The sequence below is a fragment of the Streptomyces sp. NPDC101166 genome (assembly GCF_044768125.1).
Lineage (GTDB): Bacteria > Actinomycetota > Actinomycetes > Streptomycetales > Streptomycetaceae > Streptomyces.
This window is the reverse complement of the sequence record NZ_JBIWPF010000024.1, coordinates 47355-72859: the sequence shown is the minus strand read 5'-3', so window position 1 is coordinate 72859 and position 25505 is coordinate 47355. Positions and strand designations below refer to the sequence as shown.

At 73.3% G+C, this 25505-nt stretch carries 20 protein-coding genes; 12 read left to right on the top strand and 8 right to left on the bottom strand.

The features are described 5' to 3' along the window. Positions 1-3 precede the first annotated feature (3 nt). Positions 4-1308, bottom strand: coding sequence for a hypothetical protein (locus ACIRS4_RS31560; RefSeq protein ID WP_404202526.1), 1305 nt, complete (start codon positions 1306-1308; stop codon positions 4-6). Then, positions 1305-2825, bottom strand: coding sequence for an amino acid adenylation domain-containing protein (locus ACIRS4_RS31555; RefSeq protein ID WP_404202524.1), 1521 nt, complete (start codon positions 2823-2825; stop codon positions 1305-1307). Before ACIRS4_RS31555 ends, ACIRS4_RS31560 begins: the two co-directional genes overlap by 4 nt. Positions 2826-3157: 332 nt before the next feature. On the opposite strand from ACIRS4_RS31555, the gene ACIRS4_RS31550 reads away from it, so the two are divergent. Beyond that, the gene (locus ACIRS4_RS31550; RefSeq protein ID WP_404202522.1) at positions 3158-5254 is read left to right on the top strand and encodes a molybdopterin oxidoreductase family protein; all 2097 of its coding nucleotides are present in this window, start codon (positions 3158-3160) and stop codon (positions 5252-5254) included. A gap of 29 nt (positions 5255-5283) precedes the next feature. Here ACIRS4_RS31550 and ACIRS4_RS31545 read toward each other — a convergent pair whose 3' ends face one another. Beyond that, positions 5284-6012: a TetR/AcrR family transcriptional regulator gene (locus ACIRS4_RS31545; protein WP_404202520.1), complete on the bottom strand. Its 729-nt coding sequence runs from the start codon at positions 6010-6012 to the stop codon at positions 5284-5286. 199 nt (positions 6013-6211) lie between these two features. Between ACIRS4_RS31545 and ACIRS4_RS31540 the strand changes: the two genes are divergently transcribed. Continuing rightward, positions 6212-7714, top strand: coding sequence for an MFS transporter (locus ACIRS4_RS31540; protein WP_404202518.1), 1503 nt, complete (start codon positions 6212-6214; stop codon positions 7712-7714). A 104-nt stretch (positions 7715-7818) separates the two neighbouring features. Here the strand turns inward: ACIRS4_RS31540 and ACIRS4_RS31535 are convergent, their stop codons facing one another. Both ACIRS4_RS31535 and ACIRS4_RS31530 read right to left on the bottom strand, forming a co-directional pair. Beyond that, positions 7819-8529 carry a DUF6215 domain-containing protein gene (locus ACIRS4_RS31535; protein ID WP_404202516.1) on the bottom strand — a complete coding sequence of 237 codons (711 nt, stop codon included), beginning with the start codon at positions 8527-8529 and terminating at the stop codon, positions 7819-7821. A 134-nt stretch (positions 8530-8663) separates the two neighbouring features. Further along, positions 8664-10310, bottom strand: coding sequence for a M4 family metallopeptidase (locus tag ACIRS4_RS31530; RefSeq protein ID WP_404202514.1), 1647 nt, complete (start codon positions 10308-10310; stop codon positions 8664-8666). A gap of 171 nt (positions 10311-10481) precedes the next feature. Between ACIRS4_RS31530 and ACIRS4_RS31525 the strand changes: the two genes are divergently transcribed. The 6 genes from ACIRS4_RS31525 (at position 10482) to nirD (ending at position 16837) form a co-directional block, all read left to right on the top strand. Beyond that, positions 10482-10952 (top strand): gamma-glutamylcyclotransferase family protein, encoded by a 471-nt coding sequence (locus ACIRS4_RS31525; protein ID WP_404202512.1) that lies wholly within the window; start codon positions 10482-10484, stop codon positions 10950-10952. Positions 10953-11234: 282 nt separating this feature from the next. After that, a complete protein-coding gene (locus ACIRS4_RS31520; protein WP_404202509.1) occupies positions 11235-11759 on the top strand; it encodes a hypothetical protein in 525 nt (174 codons plus the stop codon). 113 nt (positions 11760-11872) lie between these two features. Beyond that, complete coding sequence (locus ACIRS4_RS31515; RefSeq protein WP_404202507.1) at positions 11873-12511, top strand: class F sortase; 639 nt, start codon at positions 11873-11875, stop codon at positions 12509-12511. 149 nt (positions 12512-12660) lie between these two features. After that, positions 12661-13872, top strand: a complete 1212-nt coding sequence (locus ACIRS4_RS31510; protein WP_404202505.1) for an NAD(P)/FAD-dependent oxidoreductase — start codon at positions 12661-12663, stop codon at positions 13870-13872. Continuing rightward, positions 13872-16469 (top strand): nitrite reductase large subunit NirB, encoded by a 2598-nt coding sequence (gene nirB / locus ACIRS4_RS31505; RefSeq protein ID WP_404202503.1) that lies wholly within the window; start codon positions 13872-13874, stop codon positions 16467-16469. Before ACIRS4_RS31510 ends, nirB begins: the two co-directional genes overlap by 1 nt. Then, entirely contained in the window at positions 16466-16837 is a 372-nt protein-coding gene (gene nirD / locus ACIRS4_RS31500) for a nitrite reductase small subunit NirD (protein WP_404202501.1), read from the top strand. The genes nirB and nirD overlap by 4 nt, the downstream gene beginning before the upstream one ends. Positions 16838-16922: 85 nt before the next feature. On the opposite strand, the gene ACIRS4_RS31495 is transcribed toward nirD, so the two are convergent. Next, the gene (locus ACIRS4_RS31495) at positions 16923-18416 is read right to left on the bottom strand and encodes an ATP-binding protein (protein ID WP_404202499.1); all 1494 of its coding nucleotides are present in this window, start codon (positions 18414-18416) and stop codon (positions 16923-16925) included. Further along, positions 18413-19462, bottom strand: coding sequence for a response regulator transcription factor (locus tag ACIRS4_RS31490; protein ID WP_404202497.1), 1050 nt, complete (start codon positions 19460-19462; stop codon positions 18413-18415). The genes ACIRS4_RS31495 and ACIRS4_RS31490 overlap by 4 nt, the downstream gene beginning before the upstream one ends. A gap of 263 nt (positions 19463-19725) precedes the next feature. Here ACIRS4_RS31490 and ACIRS4_RS31485 point away from each other — a divergent pair, with 263 nt between their 5' ends. Beyond that, on the top strand, positions 19726-20334 hold the full coding sequence (locus ACIRS4_RS31485) for a carbonic anhydrase (RefSeq protein WP_404202495.1): 609 nt from the start codon (positions 19726-19728) through the stop codon (positions 20332-20334). Next, positions 20331-22475 carry a SulP family inorganic anion transporter gene (locus ACIRS4_RS31480; protein WP_404202493.1) on the top strand — a complete coding sequence of 715 codons (2145 nt, stop codon included), beginning with the start codon at positions 20331-20333 and terminating at the stop codon, positions 22473-22475. The genes ACIRS4_RS31485 and ACIRS4_RS31480 overlap by 4 nt, the downstream gene beginning before the upstream one ends. Positions 22476-22507: 32 nt before the next feature. Here ACIRS4_RS31480 and ACIRS4_RS31475 read toward each other — a convergent pair whose 3' ends face one another. Next, positions 22508-23437, bottom strand: coding sequence for an oxidoreductase (locus ACIRS4_RS31475; protein ID WP_404202491.1), 930 nt, complete (start codon positions 23435-23437; stop codon positions 22508-22510). 177 nt (positions 23438-23614) lie between these two features. Between ACIRS4_RS31475 and ACIRS4_RS31470 the strand changes: the two genes are divergently transcribed. After that, positions 23615-24772, top strand: a complete 1158-nt coding sequence (locus tag ACIRS4_RS31470; RefSeq protein WP_404202489.1) for an alkaline phosphatase PhoX — start codon at positions 23615-23617, stop codon at positions 24770-24772. Between the two features lie 125 nt (positions 24773-24897). Beyond that, positions 24898-25365 (top strand): excalibur calcium-binding domain-containing protein, encoded by a 468-nt coding sequence (locus tag ACIRS4_RS31465; protein WP_404202487.1) that lies wholly within the window; start codon positions 24898-24900, stop codon positions 25363-25365. Positions 25366-25505 lie beyond the last annotated feature (140 nt).

Sequence of the window (25505 nt, the reverse complement as noted above, 5' to 3'; positions counted from 1 at the left end):
GGTCTACGAGTCCCAGATCGCGCCGTACGCGGGGATGCCCCGCCGTTCCAGGCCGTGCACGACCTGCCAGGTCAGCTTCTTGTTGGAGATGCAGATCACGGCCTCTGCGCCGAAGTCCCGGTAGGCGGCGTAGGCGAGGCGCACCATGTCGGGCTTGCCGTGCCGGGAGGTGTCCCAGACGACGGCGTCCGGCTGGACGGCGAGGATCTCGTCGACGAGGGCGTCGCCGTAGGTGGTGCGGGGGTCGCGGGTCGCCCAGACCAGGCGGGAGGGGACCTCGGCGGCGAGCAGATGGGGCAGGCAGGGGCCGATGCCGCTGCCGGTCGCCACGTAGACGACCTTTTCGAACAGGACCTCGATGTTGGCGACCCCGGCGGTGGTGATGCCCTTGACCCAGACGCGGGAGGGCAGGTCGTCGATGAAGGCGCCGGTCCAGTCGCCGGCGCGGGAGACGGTGAGCCGGAAGCCGGTCCGGCCGGGCTCCGGGACGTTGGCGAAGGAGTGCCACTCCGTCCACGGGCTGCGGCTGATCGCCGTGGAGGAGCCGGCGAAGGGGGTCTCGCCGTAGTCGAAGCGGGCCAGCGCCACATGGGCGGAAGGGCGTTCCACGCGGACGTCGACCTTGCGCAGCCGCAGCCAGGGCAGGGCGACGCTGAAGGTGACGAGCGCGAGGACGGTCACCGGCACCGGGCCGGCGTCGGTCAGCAGGGTGTGGGTCCAGAAGAGGGCGAGGGCGCTCCAGCCGCCGAAGCGGTGGATCTTCTCGAAGCGGTCGTGGTGGCGGGAGCGGAAGGGCGGCAGGGCGGTGGCGACGATGACGGCGAGGAGGGCGATCAGCGTCCAGCCGACGTAGGTCTCGGGTCCCGGGGAGCCGTCCGCGCCGGTTCTGACGGTCAGGGCGACGAACCAGGCCGTCCCGGCGAGCGCTCCGCCGACGTGCAGTCCGCCGAAGTGGTAGACCTTGCCGAGGGTCCAGCGCAGCCGAAGCGGCCAGGTCGTGGGGGCGGCGGTCGCCAGCCGGAAGAACAGATTGACGACGTGCTGCTGGCGGACGAGGACGGCGAGCGCGAGGTCGGCGAGGGCCGCGTGGGCGAGGGTGCGGTCGGCGAGCGGCCAGGCGGCCCACGCGAACGCGGCGTTGACGAGGAGGACCAGCGCCGCCAGGCGGTTGTAGTGCATCAGGCGGGGGTGTTTGAGGAGGCGGCGCGCCCGGGACGTGAGCGGAGGAAGCGCGACGGCTTCCGCCGGGGCGCCGTCGGGTGAGCCGGTCACGCCGGCCGCCGGGCGGCGGTCGTGGGCGGTGGTCATCGGGTCACCGCCGTGCGCTCCCGGGCCAGCCGCAGCAGCGACTGCTTGTCGATCTTCCCCCGGTCCGTCTCCGGCAGGAATGGCAGGGGCATGACATTCTCGGGCACGCAGTAGTAGGGCAGCGCCTCGGCGACCGCACGGCGGGCCGCGTCGGGGTCGACGCCGGCCGGGCTGACGAAGGAGACCAGGCTGCGGTCGTCGCGCTTGAGCGTCACCGCGCGGGCGCAGCCGGGCAGCCGCTCCAGGACGGCGGAGACGGAGTCGAGTTCCACACGGAAGCCGCGCACCTTGACCTGGTCGTCGGTGCGGCCGAGGTGTTCGAGCTGTCCGTCGGGGGTCCAGCGGCCGAGGTCACGGGTGCGGAACATCCGGCGGCCGCCGCCGAGGAAGGGGTCGGGGGCGTAGCGCTCGGCGTTGAGCGCGTCGTCGCCGAGGTAGCCGGCCGAGACGCAGTCGCCGCCCGCCCACATCTCGCCGGTCTCGCCGATGGGCAGGGGCCGCCGGTCGGCGTCCAGGACGTACACGGTGTTGTTGGGGGTCGGGCGGCCGATCGTCAGGAGCGGGGCGCAGGGGTCGTGGCGGCTCATCGTGTTGACGATGGTCGTCTCCGTCGGGCCGCAGCAGTTGTGGAAGGCCGCCCGGCGCGCCCACGCGTCCGCGAGCGGGCGGGGGCAGGGCTCCCCGGCGACGGCCACCGCGCGCACCCTGGGGCAGGCCGCCGGGTCGATGCCGGACAGCACGGTCGGGGTGGCGATCAGGACGGTGGCGGTGCGGGCGGCGGCGGGGATGTCCTCGCCGCGGACGACGAGGGTGGCGCCGTGGGCGAGGCAGCCGAGGATCTCCCAGGCGGCCATGTCGAAGGCGACGTTGAGGAGTTGGGCCACGCGGTCGCCGGGGCGGATGCCGAGCGCGCCGGGTTCGGTGAGCAGGATGTTGGCGACGTTGCGGTGGGTGACCTTCACACCGTTGGGGCGGCCGGTGGTGCCGGAGGTGAACAGGACGTAGCAGCCGTCGTCGGGCGAGGGGGCCGGGAGCGGGCCGGCGGCGGGTTCGTACGGCAGCGGCTCGTCCAGGGCGATCACACGCGGCCCCCTCGGCACCCGCGGGGCGTGTTCGGCCCGGGTGAGGACGATCCGGAGGGCGGCGGCGCGGACCACGTGGGCGAGCTGGGCGGCGGGCGCAAGGCCGATGTCCTGGGGGACGTAGGCGGCGCCCGCCTTCAGGACGCCGAGCAGGCCGACCAGCATCGGCAGGGAGCGGCGTACGAAGAGGCCGACGTGGTCGCCGGGGCGGACGCCCTCGCGGACGAGGCGGGCGGCGAGGGCGTCGGCCCGGCGGTTCAGCTCGCCGTAGGTGAGCAGCGCGCCCCGGTGTTCGGCGGCGACGGCGTGGGGCGCGGCGCGGGCGTGCCGTTCGACGGCGCGGTGGATCAGCGGGTCGGGGACGGGGACGGCGGGGCCGTGGCCGTAGCGGCGGAAGAGCCACCGGTCGTGGGGGGTGAGGTGACGCAGAGGCATGGGGCGGACCTCCAGGCTGCTTCGAGAGTCGGTGACATGGCCGGGGACGGCGGCATGCCCGTGGTTTCGAAAGCCGTGCGAGTGCCTTGCGCCGAACGACTGTAGTGGCGTCGGTTCAACTCTCAACTAGGTGCTACCAGCCAATTTTGCGATGAAATGCGCCACTTGTGCCGCCTTTCGCAACAGAGGCAACTCCGGGGGTGTATGGCGGCAACCCACAGGTGGGCCGGGCCACGCCTCACGCCGGGCGGCCGGCGTCGGGGAGGGCACCACCACACCGCCGTAACAGGACGCCGCACGACGCGTAACACGGCCGAAGCACGCTGGGGCATATGAAGACCGCCTCGACGCCCACCCACTGCCCGTACTGCGCCCTGCAGTGCGGGATGGCCCTGTCGCCCCTGCCCACGGGGGGCGTCGAGGTGATCGAGCGGACCGGCTTCCCGGTGAACCGGGGCGCGCTGTGCGGCAAGGGCCGTACGGCGCCGGCGGTCCTGTCGTCCCGGGTGCGGCTGACCACCCCGCTGGTGCGCCGGGACGGCGAGCTGGCGCCCGCCGGCTGGGACGAGGCGCTCGACCGGATCTCCGGCGAACTGGGCAGGATCCGCGCGGAGCACGGTCCGGACGCGCTCGGGGTGTTCGGCGGGGGCGGGCTGACCAACGAGAAGGCCTACGCGCTCGGCAAGTTCGCGCGGGTCGTGCTCGGCACCTCGCAGATCGACTACAACGGGCGCTTCTGCATGTCGTCCGCGGCGGCCGGCGGCATCAAGGCCTTCGGCCTGGACCGCGGGCTGCCCTTCCCGCTGGAGGACATCCCGCGGACCGGGTGCGTGATCCTCGTCGGCTCCAACCTCGCCGAGACCATGCCGCCGGCGCTGCGGTTCTTCCGCGAACTGCGCGAGAACGGCGGCACGTTGATCGTCGTCGACCCGCGCCGCACCAGGACCGCCGAACAGGCCGACCTGCATCTGGCGCCCCGGCCGGGGACCGATCTGGCGCTGGCGCTCGGGCTGTTGCACCTCGTCGTCGCCGAGGGGCGGGTCGACGAGAGGTACGTCCGCGAGCGGACGGCCGGCTGGGAGGACGCGCGGGCCGCGGCGATGGCCCACTGGCCGGAGTACGTGGAACGGATCACGGGGGTGTCCGTTCCACAACTGCGGGAGACCGTACGGCTGTTCTGCGAGCCGGAGGCGGCGATGGTGCTGACCGCCCGCGGCCCCGAGCAGCAGGCCAAGGGCACCGACACGGTCGGCGCGTGGATCAACCTGTGCCTGGCCACCGGCCGGGCCGGACGCCCGTTGTCCGGGTACGGCTGCCTGACCGGGCAGGGCAACGGGCAGGGCGGGCGCGAACACGGCCAGAAGGCCGACCAGTTGCCCGGCTACCGCAAGCTGGACGACCCGGCGGCGCGGCGGCACGTGGCCGGGGTGTGGGGCGTGGACCCCGCCTCGCTGCCCGGGCCGGGGCGCAGCGCGTACGAACTCCTGGACGCCCTGGGGCGGGACGTGCGGTCGCTGCTGCTGATGGGGTCCAACCCGGTGGTGTCCGCGCCGCGCGCGGCGCACGTCGAGGAGCGGCTGAAGTCGCTCGACTTCCTCGCCGTCTGCGATGTGGTGCTGTCGGAGACGGCCGCTCTCGCGGACGTGGTGCTGCCCGTCACCCAGTGGGCGGAGGAGACCGGCACCACGACCAGCCTGGAGGGCAGGGTGCTGCTGCGACGGCAGGCGGTCAGCCCACCGGAGGGTGTGCGCAGCGACCTGGAGGTCATGCACGAACTGGCGGCGCGGCTCGGGGTGGAGAAGGGCTTCCCGACCGACGCCGAGGAGGTCTTCGAGGAACTCCGCCGGGCGAGCGCCGGCGGTCCGGCGGACTACTCCGGGATCACCTACCGGCGGCTGGCGGAGGAGGACGGCGTGTTCTGGCCGTGTCCCGCGGACGCCGGCGCACCCGACGCTCCGCCCGAGCACCCCGGCACGCCCCGCCTGTTCCTCGACCGGTTCGCCACCCCCGACGGGCGGGCCCGGTTCGTGCCGGTGTCGCACCGGGCGGCGGCGGAGGAACCCGACGCCGAGTACCCGGTGCTGCTGACCACCGGGCGGGTCCTGGCGCAGTACCAGTCCGGCGCCCAGACCCGCCGCGTGGACGAGCTGAACGCCGCCGCGCCCGGCCCGTTCGTCGAGCTGCACCCCCGGCTCGCGGCGCGGATCGGGGCGGCCGAGGGCGACCCGGTCGCCGTCGTCTCCCGGCGGGGCCGGGCGGTGGCGCCGGCCAGGATCACCGCCGGCATCCGGCCCGACACCGTCTTCATGCCCTTCCACTGGCCGGGCGAGGGCCGCGCCAACACGCTCACCAACCCGGCGCTGGACCCGACTTCGCGGATGCCGGAGTTCAAGGTGTGCGCGGTCCGGCTGGAGGCCGTGACCCCGTAGCGGGGCCTTCGCGCGTCACCCGGCCCTCGTCAGCGGGGCAGCCGCAGTGCGAGCCCGTCGAGGACGACCTCCAGGCCGTAGGCGAACTTGGCGTCGCGCAGGGCGGCCGGGTCGGCGGTGGCGGGCCCGGCGTCGGCGTAGGAGGCGGCGAGGTGGTCGTGCCCTGCGGCCGCCTCCTGGGCGGCGGGCATGAGGCGGGCGATGAACTCGGCCTCGGTCTCGCCCGAGCGGGCGACCGTGATCAGCCAGGCGCCCTCGGTGGTGCTCATCCCGATGACGTACGACAGGACGGTGTCGATCGCGCCGTTCGGCTCGGGAAAGCCCGCGTCGACGAACAGGGCGGCGAGGCGCTCGGAGTAGGCCATGAGGTTGGGGCCCAGGTAGGCCAGGCCCGCCTGGCCGAGGACCGAGGAGAGCCAGGGGTGGCGCAGGGCGGTGGCCCGGAACGAGGACGCCGCCCCGGTGACCGCGGCCCGCCAGTCGGGCCCGGCGGACGGTACGTGGATCTCGGCGGCGACCGCGTCCACGGCCAGCTCCATCAGCTCGTCCTTGGTGGCGACGTGCCGGTAGAGGGAGGTCGCACCGGCGTTCAGGCGCGCGCCGAGCTTGCGCATGCTCAGGGCCTCCACGCCGTCGGAGTCCAGCATCGCGATCGCCTCCCGCACGATCGCGTCCCGGCTGAGCGCGGGCTGTTCGGGCTCACGGCGCTGCCGGGCCCAGACGGACGGGATGGGGTTCGGGTTCGCCTTGGCGGCCACGGCATCGGCTCCTTGGGCTCGTTCACGGTGACGTCGGCCCGACGCGGAGGGCTGCGCGCACCTCGCGACGATCCTGCGTACAACGTTCGCATCCAGCGTACAGAAATCAAGTCTTGCGCACACCGTTCCCAGCTGCGTACAGTGTTCGCATCGAAGGAACGGCGTTCGCAGCGCCGGTCAGGGAGCGAAGGGAAGCCCCATGGAAACCCGCAATCCACGCCGCTGGTGGATCCTCGTCGTGCTCTGCCTCAGCACGCTGGTGCTGGTCGTCGACAGCATGGCGCTGACCGTGGCCGTGCCGTCGATGACCGGGGAGCTCGGGGCGAGCGCCCAGGACACCCAGTGGATCCTGGACTCCTACATCCTGGTCTTCGTGGGCCTGCTGCTGACCTCCGGCAGCCTGGGCGACCGGTTCGGCCGCCGGAAGGTGATGCTCGCCGGGCTGCTGCTCTTCGGAGCCGCCTCGCTGGCGGCGACCTTCTGCACCACCCCGGGCGAGGTGATCGCCTCGCGTGTCGCGATGGGCGTCGGCGGAGCGCTGATCATGCCCTCGACGCTGTCCATCCTCATCACCGTCTTCGACGAGGAGGAGCGCGGCAAGGCCATGGCCGCCTGGGGCTCGGTGTCGATGCTCGGCCTGGTCGGCAGCCCGGTGCTCGGCGGACTGCTGATCGACCACTTCTCCTGGCAGTCGATCTTCCTGATCAACGTCCCCGTCGTCGCCCTGGCCGTCGTCGCCGGCGTCACCCTCATGCCGGAGTCGAAGGGCCCGTACCAGAAGGCGGACCCGCTCGGCGCGGTGCTGTCGGCGGCGGGCATGACCGCGCTGGTGTGGTGGATCATCGAGATCCCGCAGCACGGCGCGTTCACCGGCTGGGGCGCCGTCACCTTCGCGGCGGCCGTGGTCCTCCTGGCGGGCTTCGTGATCTGGGAGAACGTCACCCCCTCCCCCATGGTCCCGCTGGTCCTGTTCAAGCAGCGCAACTTCAGCGGCGGTTCCCTCTCGCTGACCCTGGTGCAGATCGGCAACGGCGGCCTGCTGCTGGTCCTCACCCAGTACCTGCAGTTCGTCCTCGGCTACTCCGCCCTCAAGGCCGGCCTCGCCTTCCTGCCCCTCGCCGTCACCGCGCTCATCGGCAACGGCGGCGGAGTCAAGCTCGCCGCGAAGATCGGCGACCGCTTCGTGATCCTCGCCGGCATGCTGGTGATGGCCGCCTCCTTCGCCCTGCTGACGACGGTCGAGGCGGACGGCGGCTTCACGGTCCCGGCGGTGGGCCTCGCTCTGCTCGGCCTCGGCGCCGGACTGGCGATGCCCGCGGCGGTCGCCGCCCTGATGGGCACCATCCCCGAGGAGAAGGCGGGCGTCGGCTCGGCCCTCAACGACACCGTCCAGCAGGCCGGCACCGCCCTGGGCATCGCCATCCTGGGCTCCCTGCTCACCCACGGCTACCGGGCCGAGATGCCGGCCGACGCCCCCGAGCAGGCCCGCCACTCCATCGTCGGCGCCCTCGCGACGGCGGGCGACGACGCGACCCTGGCGCAGGCCGCCCGCGAGGCGTTCACCTCCTCGATGACCACGACCTTCACCGTCAGCGCGGTGGGCGTGCTGGCGGCGGCGGTCCTGGCGACGCTGGTGATGCGCGACAAGAAGCCGGCGCCGCAGACGCCGAACACACCTCAGGACGCCGAACTCGCCGCCTGAACCTGACGCCCCACCGCTCCGGCTTCCCGCGCCAGAAAGGCCGGCACCCCGTCAGGGGGCCGGCCTTTCGGCTGTTCTCCGCGGCGAGCGCCGCGGGCGCGCCGTCAAAGGGCGGGCGTCCAGCCGGGGATCGTGGGGAGCACCGTCTGTGCGACGCGCAGGAGCGCCGCGTCGTCGGGCGTCCCGGAGTCCTGGCGCCAGATGGCCACCTCGTAGGAGCCGCCGCCGTCCTTGGGGTCCCGGGCGACGACCAGACAGCGGGCCACATGGCTGGGGGCGCTCTCGCTCTTGTCGCCGCGGACCTTGAACCCGATGGTCCGGTTCGAGTAGAGGACCGCCGGACGCCCGAGCACGGACTGCTCCCGGGCGCCGCCGCCGAGCAGGCCGGCCATCCCGGCGACCGGGAAGTCGTCGTAGGACGCCGAGAGTTGCACGGTGTACGTGCTCAGTCCGACCTTCGCCTCCGGGCTCGGCCCGTCGCCGAGCGAGATGCCGTCGTCGGCGCTCCCGAGCGAGGTGGGCTTCTCCCCCGGTGTGCCGAGCAGCGTCGGCAGGTCCGGGCGGTTCAGCACCTGGCAGAGCTGATGGCCGGTGAGGTGGTCGACCTTCTTCTTGCCCGCCGCCGGCGCGGAGGCCGACGCGGACGGCGTCGACGTCGAGCAGGTGAGCGTGCTCGCGCTGCTCTCCGCGGACGACTGCTGCAGCACCCACAGCCCGCCGCCGAGCGCCCCCACCACCACGAACGCGGCGATGGCCTGGCCCCACGCGTTCGACGGGCTCCCGGAGCCCTCCGGTCTTCCCGAAACGTCCGCCATTACCGCCGGTACCCCCTGGTCATCCTGGTCCCCTGACTCCCCCGGCGCGCATCGCTCGCGCGCGCCGGGGGAGCCTAACCGGTCGGCGGGATCCGGGGAAGCGGTTTCCGCACGGAAGTGCCGGTCAGGAGGGGTCAGTTCACGTTCACCGCGCTCCAGGCCGCCGCCACCGCGTTGTACTCCGTGCTGCCGGCGCCGTAGAGGTCACGGGCGGCGTTCAGGGTCGCCGTGCGCGCCCCCGCGTAGTTGGTGGAGGAGGTCATGTAGACGGTGAGGGCGCGGTACCAGATCTTGCCGAGCTTGTCCCGGCCGATGCCCGTCACCGTGGAGCCGTTGGACGTCGGGGAGTTGTAGCTGACGCCGTTGACGGTCTTGGCGCCGCTGCCCTCCGCGAGGAGGTAGGCGAAGTGGTTGGCGACGCCGGAGGAGTAGTGGACGTCGAGACCGCCGACCGAACTGCTCCAGTAGTCGGCGGAGCTGCCGTCCTTGCTGGGCTTGTCCATGTAGCGCAGGGCGTCCCGGCCGAAGCCGGAGCGGACGATCTTCTCGCCGATCAGGTAGTCGCCGACGTCGGAGGAGTTGGCCGCGTGGAACTCCACGAGAGTGCCGAAGATGTCGGAGGTCGCCTCGTTGAGGCCGCCGGACTCGCCCGAGTAGGTCAGGTTGGCCGTCTTGGAGGTCACGCCGTGGGACATCTCGTGGCCGGCCACGTCCAGGGAGACCAGCGGGCCGAGCTGGGTGCCGTCACCGTCGCCGTAGGTCATGCAGAAGCAGCTGTCGTCCCAGAAGGCGTTGTTGTACCGGGTGCCGTAGTGGACGCGGTTGTAGGAGCCCTTGCCGTCGCCGGCGATGCCGTTGCGGCCGTGGACCTTCTTGTAGTAGTCCCACGTCACGTCGGTGCCGTACTGGGCGTCCACGGCGGCGGTGGCGCGGTCGGCGCTCGCGCCGGTGCCCCAGTGGTTGTCGGTGTCGGTGAACAGGGTCGCGGGGGCGCGGCTGATGCAGATGCCGAAGATGCACAGGTCGGTCTTGTTGGCCGCGTCGCCGGTGTAGGTGTTGCCGCGGGTGGGGTCCTTGAGCTGGTACGCCGAGCCCGAGGCGGTGGTCTCCAGCGCGACCGTGCCTCCGTAGAGGGACTTGCCGTCGCCGGTCGCGGTCTCCAGGGTGTCCCAGGCGTCGATCTGGGCGCCGGTGCGGGCGTCGGTGAGGACGGCGCGGGCGACCGGATTGCCCTGGGCGTCCAGGGCGGCGACGTCGGTCTGCCAGGCGAGCTTGGGGGCGCCGTGCAGCGCGTCGACGACCAGTCTCGGCTTCGCGGTCACCTTCTTCAGCGGCTGGCCGAGGTGGCGGGCCCGCAGGGCGTTCGCGGCGGTGTCGGCGGCCTTCGGGGCGGTCAGCGTGGGGATGATGCCCGGCAGTGCGATCTCGGCGCGGGTGGCGCGGTCCGCGCCGCGGTAGGCGCCGTCCGGGGCCAGGTGGACCACGAAGTCGCCGCCCAGCACCGGCAGTTGCCGGTAGGTGCGGTCATAGCGGATGTGCTGGACGCCGTCCTTGTCGACGATCACGTCACGGACGGCTGTGCCCTGGGCCTCGGTCAGCCCCAGGCTCGCCGCGTGATCGGCGAGCGCGGCGGCCGCGTTGTCCAGCGCGACGGCCCGGGTCGGCCGGTCGGCCGCGTCGGCGGCCGGGGTGAGTACGGCGGCCATGAGGGTGGCCGTGGTGGCGGCGATGCCGGCCGTGGCCAGTCGGGAGCCTCGGGCGTGCTGCCGTATCCGACTCATCTGTCTCCTCGGTGTCCTCGGGAACGCGCGCGCAAGGGCGCGTTCGGGAAGGCGTGCTGCGCCGTGCGGCGCGTGGGGGTGGCGCTGAGGTCGTCCTGAGATTTAAGAGGCCATGACATGTCATGTCCATAGCGCCGCGTGCGGGTGCGGTGAGGGGAGAGAATCGTTTCCGTGACCACCACGACCGCCGTGAGCACCACGCAGCCCGCGCCGGAGCTCCCGTTCTTCGTCTACGGCACGCTCCGCCCCGGCGAGCCCAACCACGCGCTCTTCCTTCGTGGCCGTATCCGCTCCGAGGAGCCGGCCCGCCTCGGTGACGCCGTGCTGTACGACGGGCCGGGCTATCCGTACGTCGTGGAGGAACCCGGCGGCGTCGTGACCGGCGACCTCGTCACCGCCCTGCCGGAGACGTACCGGGCCCTGCTCGCCGAGCTGGACCGGCTGGAGGAGTACCGGCCGGGCGACCCGCGCAACCTGTACGAGCGGGTGGCCCGCGAGGTGGTCCTCAGCGGCGACGGACGCCGGGTGCGGGCCTGGCTGTACCTGGCCGCGCCCCCCGTGGCGGCGCGGCTGCGGACCCGGGGCGGCCGCATCGAGAGCGGGGACTGGCGCGGGCGGGGTGAGAGGGGCGGAGAAGACTGAGCGGGGCCGGGGCGAGGCTGAGCCGGATCGTGCGGTCACCCGTTCACACGCTTCTTCGGGGGTTTTCCTGGCGGGGGTCGCCGGACGGCGGTGACCTGGTGAAACGCCGGGGCGAAGGGGCCTCGTAGCGGCCGCCTGACACCCGTTCACCCTCTTTCTGACGTTTTCTCAGGAAGCGCGCTCGCGCCGCCGGCCCTTTGCTCGGTAGGGCAGGGCGCGACCGACGCAGCGGCACATGGGGGTGCCGCGGGCCGTGGTCCTGGACGAGTTCGAGGAGCACCGATGCGACGAACGGCCGCCCGTCTGCTGACCGGTGGAACGCTCGCCCTCGCCGCGGCGGGAGCGGTCGCCGTGCCGGCGTACGGCGCGGGCGGCGGCCGGCTGGTGGTGGCCCCCGCCACCGCCGTGCCGGGCGGCGACGTCACCGTGACCACGACCGCCTGCGGCGGCAGGGGCGCGGCGGCGGGCGACGCGGGCGCGGTCGGCGCCGGCCGGTTCACGCTGGCCCCCGGCGCGGACGGCGGCGCCGCGCTCGGCCGGTTCCGGGTGCCGCCGAGCGCACATCCGGGGACGTACGAGATCGTCGCGGAGTGCGCCTCCGACGGGCACAAGGTCACCGGGGACCTGGTGGTGACGCTGAGTCCGGCGCGGGGACAGGTGTATCCGCGCGGAAGTGTGAAGACGGGGGTCGGCGGCGCCCTGGGCCCCGACCCCGTGCAGACCGCGGCCGGCGTGGCGGCTCTCGCCGTCGCCGCCGCGGGCGGTACCTGGCTCCTGCATCGCCGGGCGAGAGGCGACGGGATCTGACGGACACCCTCCGCTGTCCGTCCGCCGGTACCGCATGTCCCTCCCCCTCCGGGCCCGACGCCCCTCGCGGCCCGGAGGGGGCATGGGGCCCAACGCCGAGAGGGGATCGCCGGATGCGCAGGAAGCCCAGGCCCCGCGGGGTCGCGAACACCGCGATAGCCGTCGTCACCGGGCTCGCGCTCTGCTCGGGCGTGTGGCTGCTGATAGGCGCGGCCGACCACCCCGCCCCGCCCCAGCCGTCGGCGGCCGAGGCCCGCCCCGGCGGCGCCGACGTCCGCGCCGCGCCCGCGCTGCCGGCCTCCCCGCCCGACCGCGTCCGCATACCCTCCATCCACGTGGACGCCCCCCTGACGGGGCTGGGCCTGACCGCATCCGGCAGCCTCGACGTGCCGGACGCCGCACGCGAGAACCTCGCCGGCTGGTACGAGGCCGGCGTCACCCCCGGTGAGACGGGCACCGCGATCGTCGCCGGCCATGTGGACAACGCCGACGGCCCGGCCGTCTTCTACGACCTGGGCGCGCTGAAGAAGGGCGCGGCCATCGAGGTGGCCCGACGCGACGGCGTCGTCGCGGTGTTCACGGTGGACGCGGTCGAGGTGTACGAGGCGAGCGCCTTCCCCGACCGCAAGGTGTACGGCGCCGCCCCGCGTCCCGAACTCAGGGTGATCACCTGCGGCGGCGGCTACTCCCGCTCGACCGGCTACCGGGGCAACGTGGTCGTCTTCGCCCACCTCACCGGCGCCCGCCGGTGACCTGAGCCGCGGGGACGCGGCCTCACAGGGGGCCCTCCACCGCACCCGGGAACCCTCACACCCGCCGTACCGCCCCGCTGAGGGCAGCGTTCCCCGGGGGAAACAACCGTGATGCGGTCGGGAAACCTCCGCAGCGCACGCTCGACGGCATGACCTCGAATTCGCGTGTGGTGGTGATCGGCGCCGGCCTCGCGGGCGTACGACTCGCCCGCCGGCTCGGCGAGCTGGGCACGCCCGCACTGCTCGTCGGCGACGAGGAGCACGCCCCGTACAACCGGGTCCTGCTCGCCGAGGTGCTGGCCGGCCGGTACGCCCCCGAGGTGATCGCGACTCCCGCGCCCGCCCGGACCGTCCGCGCCCGGGTGACCGGCATCGACCGCGACCGGCGAGTCGTGGTCTGCGCGGACGGCTCCCGCATCGCGTACGGCACGCTGGTCCTGGCCACCGGCTCCAACCCCGTACTGCCGCCGCTGCGCGGCCTGTTCACCCCCGACCACGTCCTGCCCGAGGGCGTCCACGCCTTCCGGACCATGGACGACTGCCTGGGCCTGTCCGAGGCGGTCCGGCCGGGCGTGCGGGCCGTCGTCATCGGCGGCGGGCTGCTCGGCGTCTCCGCCGCCCGCGCCCTCGCGCTGCGCGGCGCGCAGGTCGTCCTCGCCCAGCAGGCCGAGCGGCTCATGGAACGCCAGCTCGACCCGGCGGCCTCGGCCCTGGTGCGCGCTCACCTCGCCGGACTCGGCGTGGAGATCCACACCGAGTGCCGGGTGCGGGACGTCCGCTGCGTCGGCGGTGCGGTCCGCTCGGTCGAGATGGCCGACGGGTACGCCCTCGACGCCGACCTCGTGGTGCTGGCCTGCGGGGTCTCCCCGCGCGCCGGCCTGGCCAGGGACGCGGGGATCGACGTCGGCAAGGGCATCCTCGTCGACGACGAACTGCGCACCTCGGACCCGCACATCCACGCGATCGGGGACTGCGCGCAGCACGACGGGACCGTATACGGGCTTGCGGCTCCCGCCTACGAACAGGCCGACGCGCTCGCCGCGTTGCTCGCCGGTGACGCCGACTCCCGCTACACCGGGACCCGTTCCCTGACCCGGCTCACCCTCTCCGGGCACGGCCCCTTCGACCTCGCCGCGTTCGGCGAGACGCAGCCGCGCCCCGGCGACGACGTCGTGCAGCTCGCCGACGCCACCCGCGGCACCTACCGCAAGGTCGTCGTCCGCGACGACCGCCTGGTCGGCGGCGTGCTCGTCGGCGAACTCGGCACCGTCGGCGCGCTCGCCCGCGCCTGGGAGGGAGCAGAGCCGCTCCCGGACGACGGCCCCCTGCTCCACCTGCTCACCAACGATGGAGGCTTCTGATGACGGCCACCCCGGGGGCGAACCCCACGATCGTGCTCGTCGGCCACGGCATGGTCGGCCAGCGCTTCCTCGAAGCGCTCGCCGAGCGCGGCCTGACCGCCACGCACCGCGTGGTCGTGCTCTGCGAGGAGCCTCGCCCGGCGTACGACCGCGTGGCCCTCACCTCGTACTTCTCCGGGAAGACCCCCGAGGAACTCTCCATGACCGACATGGAGTTCATCGCCGCGCACGGCATCGAGCTGTACGTCGGCGACCCGGCGGTGACCGTCGACCGCGAGGCCCGCAGGGTCACCGCCCGGTCCGGGCAGGTCTTCGACTACGACGTGCTCGTCCTGGCCACCGGCTCCTACCCGTTCGTGCCGCCGGTGCCGAACAAGGACGCCGAGGGCTGCTTCGTCTACCGCACCATCGACGACCTCCTCGCGATCGAGGAGTACGCGAAGAGGAAGGCGACGGTCGGCGCGGTCGTCGGCGGCGGTCTGCTCGGCCTGGAGGCGGCCGGAGCCCTCAAGGGACTCGGACTCACCTCCCACATCGTGGAGTTCGCGCCGCGCCTGATGCCGGTGCAGGTCGACGACGGCGGCGGCGCGGCGCTCCTGCGCACCATCGAGGACATGGGCCTGAGCGTCCACACGGGGGTGGGCACCCAGGAGGTCGTCGTCGACGCATCGGGCGCCGTCACCGGCATGAAGCTGTCCGACGGATCCGAACTCGCCACCGACATGGTGGTGTTCAGCGCCGGCGTCCGCCCCCGCGACCAGCTCGCCCGCGACTGCGGTCTGACGGTCGGGGAGCGCGGCGGCATCACCGTCGACGAGCAGTGCCGCACGGTGAACGACCCGCACGTCTTCGCGATCGGCGAGTGCGCCCTGGCCTCCGACGGCCGGGTGTACGGCCTGGTGGCCCCCGGTTACGAGCAGGCCGAGACGGCTGCGGCGACCATCGCCTCGGACGAGGCGTCCTTCGTCGGCGCCGACCTGTCCACCAAGCTGAAGCTGCTCGGCGTGGACGTGGCCTCCTTCGGCGACGCCCACGGCACCGCCGAGGACTGCCTCGACGTCGTCTACTCCGACTCCCGTTCCGGCCTGTACAAGAAGCTGGTCATCGGCCGCGACGGCACCCTGCTCGGCGGCATCCTCGTCGGCGACGCGGACGCCTACGGCACGCTGCGGGCGCTGACGGGCTCCGTGCCGCCGGTGGCCCCCGAGTCGCTGGTCCTGCCGGCGGACGCGGGAGGCGGCGCCCAGCTCGGCCCGTCCGCGCTGCCGGACGAGGCGGTCGTCTGCTCCTGCCACAACGTCACCAAGGGCGCGATCCGCGGCGCGGTCACCGAGCACAGCTGCACCACCGTGCCCGAGGTCAAGAAGTGCACCAAGGCCGGTACCGGCTGCGGCAGTTGCGTCAAGGTGCTCGGGCAGCTCGTCACCGCCGAGCTGGAGGCGAGCGGCGTCGCGGTCGACAAGGGCCTGTGCGGCTGCTTCGGGCAGACCCGCGAGGAGCTGTACGAGATCGTCCTCGCCCTGCGCATCAACACCTACCAGGACCTGCTGGACCGCTACGGCCGCGACGGCGCCCGCGGCGGCGACGGCTGCGACGTGTGCAAGCCCGCGATCGCGTCGATCATCGCCTCCCTCGCCCCGACGATCGGCGCGAGCGGCTACGTCCTGGACGGCGAGCAGGCGGCGCTGCAGGAGACCAACGACCACTTCCTCGCCAACCTGCAGAAGAACGGCTCGTACTCGGTCGTGCCGCGCATCCCCGGCGGCGAGATCACCCCCGAGGGCCTCATCGTGATCGGCGAGATCGCCCGCGACTTCGGCCTCTACACGAAGATCACCGGCGGTCAGCGCATCGACATGTTCGGCGCGCGCGTCGAGCAACTGCCGCTGATCTGGACCCGGCTGGTGGACGCCGGCTTCGAGTCCGGGCACGCCTACGGCAAGTCGCTGCGCACCGTGAAGTCCTGCGTGGGTCAGACCTGGTGCCGCTACGGCGTCCAGGACTCCGTCCGCATGGCGATCGACCTGGAACTGCGCTACCGGGGCCTGCGCTCCCCGCACAAGCTGAAGTCGGCGGTCTCGGGCTGCGCCCGCGAGTGCGCCGAGGCCCAGTCGAAGGACTTCGGCGTCATCGCCACCTCCAACGGCTGGAACCTGTACGTCGGCGGCAACGGCGGCGCGACGCCGCGCCACGCCGACCTGCTGGCCCAGGACCTGTCCGACGCCGAACTGGTGCGCCTCATCGACCGGTTCCTGATGTTCTACATCCGCACCGCCGACCGTCTGGAGCGCACCTCGACCTGGCTGGAGCGCATCCCCGGCGGCCTGGACCATGTGCGGGACGTCGTCGTGGAGGACTCCCTCGGCATCTGCGAGGAGCTGGAATCCCTGATGACGGCCCATGTGGCGCACTACGCCGACGAGTGGGCGACCACCATCAACGACCCCGAGAAGCTGGCCCGGTTCGTGTCCTTCGTGAACGCGCCGGACACCCCCGACCCGGTCGTCGGCTTCGTCCCCGAGCGCGAGCAGATCAAGCCCGACCTGCCGCTGCTGACCATCGGCCACCGTCCCCTGGAAGGGAGCGCCCAGCGATGACCCTGGCACCCGAGACGACCGACCTGAAGATCCAGCTGCGGTGGGGAGGGCGCGGCGAGGACCCCGACGGCTGGTTCACGGTCTGCGACCTCAGCCGGCTGCTGCCCGGCCGGGGTGTGGCCGCCCTGCTGCCGGACGGCCGCCAGGTCGCCCTGTTCCGCGACCGCGGCGGCGCGTTGTACGCGATCGACAACCGCGACCCCTTCGGCGGCGCGGCGGTCCTCTCCCGCGGCCTGACGGGCACCCACCAGGGCCGTCCGTTCGTCGCCTCCCCCCTGCTGAAGCAGCGCTTCGACCTGGTGTCGGGACAGTGCCTGGACGACGAGGCGGTCCGCGTGACGACGTACGAGGTGCGCGCGGCGGCGTGAGAGCCGGGCGGGCTTGAGAGCCGGGCGGCTTGAGAGCCGGGCGGGTGCGGGACGGGCGGGTGCGGGACGGGCGGGTCCCGCCCCCTCACCTGCCGCCCGGGCCCGGCGCCGTGCTCTGGAGATGTTTCACGGGCCGCCGGGGCAGCGGCCCGGCGGCGGGGCGGCCGGGCACCGCCGGCAGGCGGATCAGCGCGTCCAGGCCGCCGCTCGGGGCGCGGCGCAGCACCGCCTCCCCGCCGCTCGCGTGGGCGAGCCGCTGCACCAGCGCCAGGCCCAGACCCGTACCGCCCTTGGGGGCGTCGGGTGCGCGCCAGAAGCGGTCGAAGGCACGGCGGCGCTGCTCCTCGGTCATGCCGGGGCCCTCGTCCATGACGTGCAGCTCGACCCAGGCGGGACCGTTCGCGCGGTGCGGGAAGCGGCGCTCGGGGGGTGTGTGGCGGCGCGGGTCGATCGTGACCGCGGCGCCGGGGGGCGAGACCCGCAGGGCGTTGGAGAGCAGGTTGTCGAGGATCTGCTCCACCGCCCCGGGGACGGCAGTCACCTCGCCCCGGTAGTCCCCCGCCAGCGTCAGCCACACCCCGTGCTGCTCGTACAACGCGGCCCAGGCGCGCCGGCGTTCCTCGCACACCCGGCCGAGGTCCACCCGTTCCCGTTCGGCGGCGCTCTCGTCGAGCCGGGCCATCGCGAGCAGCCCCTCCACCATCCGGGCCAACCGGTCGGTCTCGGTCAGCGCGGCGTCGAGGCCGCCCCGGGCGTTGAGGGCGATGTCGTTCTCGAGGTTCTCCAGCCGCAGCCGCAGCGCCGCAAGGGGCGTCTTCAGCTGGTGCGAGGCCTCGCCCGCGAAGGCGCGCTGGGAGGCCAGGAGGTGTTCCAGCCGGGCGGCGGTGCGGTTGAAGGTCGCGGCGAGACTGCGCACCTCCGGCGGCCCCTTGGTGACGGCCACCGGCACGGCCGTGCCGCCGACCGCCAACTCGTGCGTGGCGCGCTCCAGTTCGCGGATGGGCCGGCCCGTCCAGCGGGCGATGGCGAAGCCCACGACGGCGACGGCGATGAGCGCCGCGAGTCCGCCGAGCGCCAGCAACAGCCAGACGTGGTGCACCCGTTCGTGCACCGTGCGGGTCGGCACGGTGATCCGGACGGCGCCCTGGAGTTCGCCGCCCTGCGCCACCGGGGTGGCCACCGCCAGGTACTCGACGCCGCCGATGGTGGAGGTGCGCACGTCCGCCGTGGCCGTCCCCCGCAGCGCGGCGGCGATGCCGGGCCAGGAGGCGAGCTTGCGCTCCTCGTCGGCGGTCAGCGGATGCGAACTGGCCAGCAGACCACCCGACTCGTCGACGATCAGCACCTTGCCGCCGATCCGCTCGGCGCAGTGCGCGGCCCGGCCGGGCAGGTCCTGCGCGGCGCGGCCCTCGGCGATGGACAGCGAGGCGAACGCCGACACCGAGTCCGCCTCGTCCTCGGCCAGGCCGGTCACCCGCTCACGCTCGCCCCGCGAGTACACGAACCCCAGCGGGATCTCCAGACAGGCCAGGAGCAGCACGGCGAGCGTGAGGTAGCTGAACAGCAGCCGCCGGGTCATCGAGAGGCCGCCGACCACTGTTGCGAGGGGTGCGGTTCGCCGCGGACGGCCGGTTCGTGCGCCGGCGGACGCGCACCGGGCGGCGCCGACTGCACCGCCAGCCGGAAGCCCACCCCGCGCAGCGTCTGGATCCACGCCGGGTTGCCCAACTTCCGCCGCAGGGTCGCGACATGGACGTCAAGGGTCTTCGTCGGGCCCTCGTAGTGCGGGTCCCAGACCCGGTCGAGGATCTGCTGCCGGGAGTAGACCGCCCCCGGGTCCTCGGTGAGCAGCGCGAGCAGTTCGAACTCCTTGGGCGTGAGCGCCACGGCGCCCTCCCCCACCCACACCTGCCGCGTCCGCCGGTCGACGACCAGCGGCCCGACCTCCCCGCCGGCCACCTCGACGGGCGCGGGCACCGGGTCGTAGGGGGCGGGGGTGTGGGCGGTGGGCGCGTACGTGGGGGCGGGGGCGGGGGCGGAGTGGGGGGCGCGGGCGTGGGGCGCGGGGGCGTAGGGCGCGGGGGCGGTGAAGCCCGCGCCTCTGAAGGGCTCGCCCCCGAAAGGCTCGCCGCCGAAAGACTCTCCCCCGAAAGGTTCGCCGCCGAAGGGCTCACCGCGGAAGGGCTCACCGCCGAACGGGGCCCGTCCGTCCGTGCCGAGGGAGCCCGCGGGCTGTTCCGCTCCCCCGAACTCGGGCGTGGCCGCCCCGCGCTGGGTCCGCCGCGTCACCGCCCGCACCCGGGCCACCAGCTCCCGCATGCTGAACGGCTTCGCCAGATAGTCGTCGGCCCCCAGCTCCAGCCCCAGCACCCGGTCGGCCTCCTCGCCCCGCGCGCTGAGGATGATGACGGGGACGTCCGAGACCTGCCGGATGCCGCGGCAGACGTCGATGCCGTCGATGTCCGGCAACCCCAGGTCGAGCAGGACGACATCGCCGTACGGCCCTCTCAACCCCTCGCCTCCGGTGCGCACATGGTGCACCGTCAGTCCGAAGTTCCCGAGACCCTCGACGAGCGGTTCGGCGATCGTCTGGTCGTCCTCGATGAGCAGGACTCGTACGCCCATGCGTTTCCGTCTCTCCCGTGAACCGAATTCGCGTGTTCCGTGGACCCGTCACGCTACAAGAACGGTCAGGAATACGTCGATCGATTCCAGTCCTGTGTGATCAGCGGCTCAGCTTCGGACAAAATATGTCCCGACCCTGTCGGCGATTTAGTGTTCCTCTAACCTTCGCCTGGCGATCACCCCTCTACGGTGAGGAAGGCCTGGTCGGCCTCGTCCCTCCGGCCAGGCCTCACCTGGCCGGACACACCCCACCGGGAGGAACCGTGAAGGCATTGCTGGACCGCGCGCGCTCGTTCAAGCGACGGGTCGACTTCGAAAGCGGCGAATACCGGAGGCTGGCCGAAGGCCAATATCCCGAGGCATTGTTCATCACCTGCTCCGACTCACGGGTGATACCCGCGCTCATCACCGGAGCGCGCCCCGGAGAGATATTCGAGCTGCGCAACGCGGGCAATATCGTGCCGCCGCACGGCCGGCCGGGCGCCTCGGGCGAGGCCGCCACCATCGAGTACGCACTGGAGGTGCTCGGCGTTCAGGACGTCGTCGTGTGCGGTCACTCCCACTGCGGTGCGATGGGCGCGCTCAAGTCGGGCGACGACCTCTCCGCCCTGCCCGGCGTGGACGCCTGGCTGCAACTGGCCCGCCCCCGGCTGGCGTCCGTCCTGGACGGTGCGGCGGCCGCCGCACCGTCGCTGCCCGACGTCGTCCAGCTGAACGTCGTCAACCAGCTCGCGGTGCTGCGTGGTTACCCGGCGGCCCGGCGACGGCTCGACGAGGGACGGCTGCGACTGCACGGCTGGTACTACGAGGTGGACACCGGCCAGGTGCACGAGCTGGACGAGGACGGCCTGTTCCGGGTGCACGCGGCATGAGCGGCGCACACGCGCGGCACGGCTGGGGCCGGGGCGGCGGTACCGGGACCCCGGACGCGGGGCGCGACTTCGGGACGGACGGCGGGATCATCCCCGACGCACCGCCTCCACCCGCGGGACCACCGGTCGGTCACGGCACGTCCGACGCGTACGGTGAGGCGGCTTCTTTCGATCGCGCCGCCGACTTCGACCGCGCCGCCGACTTCGACCGGGGCTTTCCCACGCCGGACGGCAGTGACCCCTTCGACCGCAGCGACCTGTTCACCCCGGGCCCGGCGAACGCGCCGCCCGCCGCCGAACGCGCCTCCCTCGGGAAGGCGTTCGCCTTCGTACGCGGGAAGGCCGCCGGCGGCGAGGGGTCCGCCCCGGGCAAGTCGTCCGCCGCGCCGAGGGGCGACCTGGCCACCGAGATCACCGCGTCCCTCGTCGTCTTTCTGGTCGCGCTCCCGCTGTGCATCGGCGTGGCCGTGGCCTCCGGGGTCCCCGCCGAGCTGGGCATCATCTCGGGTGTCATCGGCGGGCTGGTGGTGGGCATGGCCCGCGGCAGCACGCTTCAGGTCAGCGGCCCGGCCGCCGGTCTCGCCGCGCTGGTCTCGGAGACGGTGCTGGAGCACGGCGTGGCCATGCTCGGCGTGATCGTGCTCTTCTCCGGGCTGCTGCAGATCGTCCTCGGCCTGGTCAGGTTCGGCCGGTTCTTCCAGGCGATCTCCCTGGCCGTCGTCCAGGGCATGCTCGCCGGCATCGGCCTGCCGCTGATGTTCAGCCAGGCGTACCCGGCGGCCGACGCGAAAGCGCCCGGCACGCCGATCGAGAACATGGCCGGCATCCCCGGCCTGCTCGCTGACACCTTCAGCGACCCGCAGACGATGATCGCGGCCGGCCTCGGCATCGCCACGGTCGTCCTGAGCTTCCTGTGGAAGAAGGCCCCCGCCCCGGTCGACAAGGTCCCGGCCGCGCTGGTCGCCGTGGGCGTCGGCATCGCGATCGCCGCGCTGCCCGGCGTGGAGGTGAAGACCCTCCAGGTCGGCAATCTGCTCGCCGCCGTCGACGTGCCCGGTGCAGGGCAGTTCGCGGGCCTCGCGGACGCCGGCATCATCACCGCGATCCTGACCTTCACCGTGATCGCGTCCGCCGAGTCGCTGTTCACCGCGGCCGCCGTGGACCGTATGCACGACGGACCGCGCACCCGCTACAACCCCGAGCTGATCGCACAGGGCGCCGGCAACACGGTCGCCGGGCTCCTCGGCGCGCTGCCCATCACGGCGGTGGTGGCCCGCAGTTCGGCCAACGTCCAGGCGGGCGCCAGGACCCGGCTCTCCCGGACCCTGCACGGCCTGTGGCTGCTCGCCTTCGCCCTGCTGCTCCCCCAGGTGCTGGCGCTCATCCCGGTCTCGGTCCTCGCGGGCGTGCTCATCCACAGCGGCTGGAAGCTGTTCGCTCCCGCGGAGTTCCCGAAGATGTGGAAGCAGGACCGCGGCGAGTTCGCGGTCATGACGCTCACCACGCTGGTCATCGTGGCGACCGCGCTGCTGGAGGGCGTCCTGTTCGGACTCGCGGCGGGCATCGTGCTGGCGGCGGTGCGGATGTCGCAGACGGTGATCCGGCAGCACGTGGAGGACGACACCGCGAAGGTGGTGATGGCGGGGAACGCGACGTTCCTGCGCCTGCCCCAGGTCATCGAGGCCCTGGAGGCCGCGGCCGAGTCGGGCAGGCCCAGGATCAGGCTCGACCTCACCGGCGTGACCCACCTCGACCACGCCTGCCGCAGCCAGGTGGAGGAGTTCACCGCCCAGCAGCGCGGCAAGGGCCTGCGGGTGGAACTGCTGATGCCGGGACCGGCGAGGCAGCAGATCACGCAGGAGGCCACCGCGCCGACGACGGAGCCGGCGACCGACCGGCACCCGGCCGGCTCCGGCGCGCAGGGCCGTCTCCCCCGCCGCCCGGCCTCCGCCCCCGGGACGCCCGCCGGGCACGGGTCGGAAACCTTCCCCGAGCCGCCCCGTGCCCACCCCGGCGCCCACGCTCCGGCCGCCGCCCCGGGCCCCACCGCCGAGTGGTTCTACCTGGACACCCGGCCCATGCCGGAGGACTTCGCGGAGCGGTACGCCCAGGAGTACGCCCCGGGGTTCGCGCAGAGCTGAGCGCCACCTCGCACCGGGGCGTCGGCCCCCCCCTATCCCTTCAGCCCCTCGAACCTCACCCCCGTGAGCCGCTCCGACTCCGTCCACAGCCGTTCGCCCGCCCGGTCCTCCAGGGTCCAGGGCGCCCGCCACGACGGGCCGGGCGCCCCGCGCCACATCGCGCGGGACGGGCCGGTGAAGGAGTCGGGGCGCACTCCGGGCGCCGTCGCGGCGTAGAGGGTGGGCAGGGCGCCCTCCTCGGCGGACTGGGCGAAGACGCGGTTGCCGGCCTCCACCAGCCGTTCGACGCGCCGGCGTCCCTCGGCACGGACCCCGGCGGTCTGGAGGTTGGTCGCCGCGTACCCGGGGTGCGCCGCCGCCGCGATCACATCGGCGTCGGCCGCGTCGAGCCGTCGGGCCAGTTCGTGGGTGAAGAGCAGGTTGGCGGTCTTGGAGCGGCCGTAGGCGATCCAACGGCGGTAGCGCCGCTCGCTGTTGAGGTCGCGCGGATCGATGTTGCCGAGCACGTGGGCCAGGCTGGAGACGGTCACCACGCGCGCGCCGGGCGTGTCGAGCAGCGCGGGCAGCAACAGCCCGGTGAGGGCGAAGTGGCCGAGGTGGTTGACGCCGAACTGCGTCTCGAAGCCGTCGGCGGTGGTGCCGTAGGGCAGCGCCATCACACCGGCGTTGTTGACGAGCAGGTCGAGCCGCGCGTGGGGAAGGCGGCCCGCGAACTCCCTTACTGAGGCGAGGTCACCGAGATCCAGCGGGCGCAACTCGACCTTGACGCCCGGCACTTCGCCGACCAGCCGTTCGACGGCCTCCCGTCCGCGCGACTCGCTGCGGCAGGCCAGCACCACGTGTGCGCCCCGACGGGCCAGCTCCCGTGCGGTGATGTACCCGATCCCGCTGTTGGCGCCGGTGACGACCGCCGTGCGGCCGGACTGATCGGGGATGTCGCGCGTGCTCCAGGCGACAGACATGAAGATCTCCTTCCGCTACTGCTCCCAGCGTAGGCACGCCCGCCCGTACGCCCCCACCCCGACACCTCCCCATTACGTCATGTCCACGACACGGTTACCCTGCGCTCCTAGCCTCTCTCACCGCACGACCCCGTCGCCGGCCGGCGACGGGCCGGTGTCGACACTCCTGGAGCTGACGTGGAACGTCGTACCCTCCTGCGTGCGGCCGTGCTCGGCGGAACCTCCGCCGCGCTCGGCGGAACCCTGTGGCGCGGCGCCGCGTACGCCGCACCCGCCCAGCCCGGCGCCGGACCGTACGGGGCGCTCGGCGCTCCGGACGCGAGCGGCGTCCGCCTCCCGGCCGGTTTCACCAGCCGGGTGATCGCCCGCTCCGGGCAGACAGTGCCCGGCACCTCGTACACCTGGCACAACGCACCTGACGGCGGCGCGTGTTACGCCGACGGAACCGGCTGGATCTATGTGTCCAACTCGGAGATCAGCCCGTCGGGCGGCGCGAGCGCGGTGCGGTTCTCCTCGACGGGGACGGTCACCTCGGCGTACCGCGTGCTGTCCGGCACCCGCACCAACTGCGCCGGCGGGAAGACGCCTTGGAACACCTGGCTGTCCTGCGAGGAGGTCGACCGGGGGTACGTCTACGAGACCGATCCGTGGGGTGTGAAGGCGGCGGTGCGGCGGGACGCGATGGGCCGCTTCAAGCACGAGGCGGCGGCCGCCGACCCGGTCCGTCAGGTGATCTACCTGACGGAGGACGTCTCCGACGGCTGCTTCTACCGCTTCCGCCCGACGACCTGGGGCGACCTGTCCGCCGGGACGCTGGAGGTGCTGGTGGCGGGCGGCGCGACCAGCGGCCCGGTCCGCTGGGCCCGGGTCCCCGACCCCACCGGCGCCACCGCCACCCGCAACCAGGTGTCCGGCGCCAAGCGCTTCAACGGCGGCGAGGGCTGCTACTACGCCGACGGCGCCTGCTGGTTCACCACGAAGGGCGACAACCGCGTCTGGCAGTACGACGCCGCCGCCCAGACCATCGAACTCGCCTACGACGACTCCCTGGTGACGAGCGGCACACCCCCGCTCACGGGCGTGGACAACGTCACCGGCACCGCGTCCGGCGACCTGTTCGTGGCGGAGGACGGCGGCAACATGGAGATCTGCGTCATCACCCCGGACGACGTCGTCGCCCCCTTCCTCCGCATCGACGGCCAGTCCCTCTCGGAGATCACCGGCCCGGCCTTCTCCCCCGACGGAACCCGCCTCTACTTCTCCAGCCAGCGCGGCACCTCGGGCAGTTCGTCGGGCGGCATCACCTACGAGGTGCGGGGCCCGTTCCGCTCGTGACCCCAACGGGGCCCGCACGCCCCGTCAGTTCACACAATCATCACAACTAGGCCACATCTGCTCCACTTCAATGGATCACGGCTTACCGTCGTCCCTTCAAGCACCAGCCCTGGGGGGACGACACCATGACCAACCCGTACGCCACCGCTGCTCCCGTCCCGCCGAAGTGGGCCCGCAAGCGCTTCGTCCTGCCGGCCCTGGCGCTGGCCCTGTTCGTCGGCGTCGGCATCGGCGCCGGCGACGACGGAAAGGCCGCCACCGACGCCAAGCCCCTCTCGGCCGAGCCCCGCCCGACGGTGACCGTCACCACGACGGCCACAGCGACGGCCGAGGCGGCGCCACGCCCCGCCACGACCGTGACGGCCACGGCGACGGTGAAGGTACAGGTCACCAAGACGGTCACCGCGCCGGCACCGGCGAACGACGACACGACGTCCGACGACCAGGGCACCTCAGGAGGCTCCGGGGGCGCCGACGTGTACTACGCCAACTGCACCGAGGCCCGGGCCGCCGGCGCCACCCCCCTGCACCCGGGCGACCCCGGCTACGACCGCCACCTCGACCGCGACGGCGACGGCTCGGCCTGCGAGTAGCCCCCGAAGCGCGCCCTAGGCAGCACAAGAGGGCGACACCCCCGCACAGGGTGTCGCCCTCCTCTTGCGTGCCGGAGCCGCCGCGATCGGTGCTGAGGGTCGGGGACCGCAGCGGGGCCGGGGTCTGGCGGGGCCCTCCG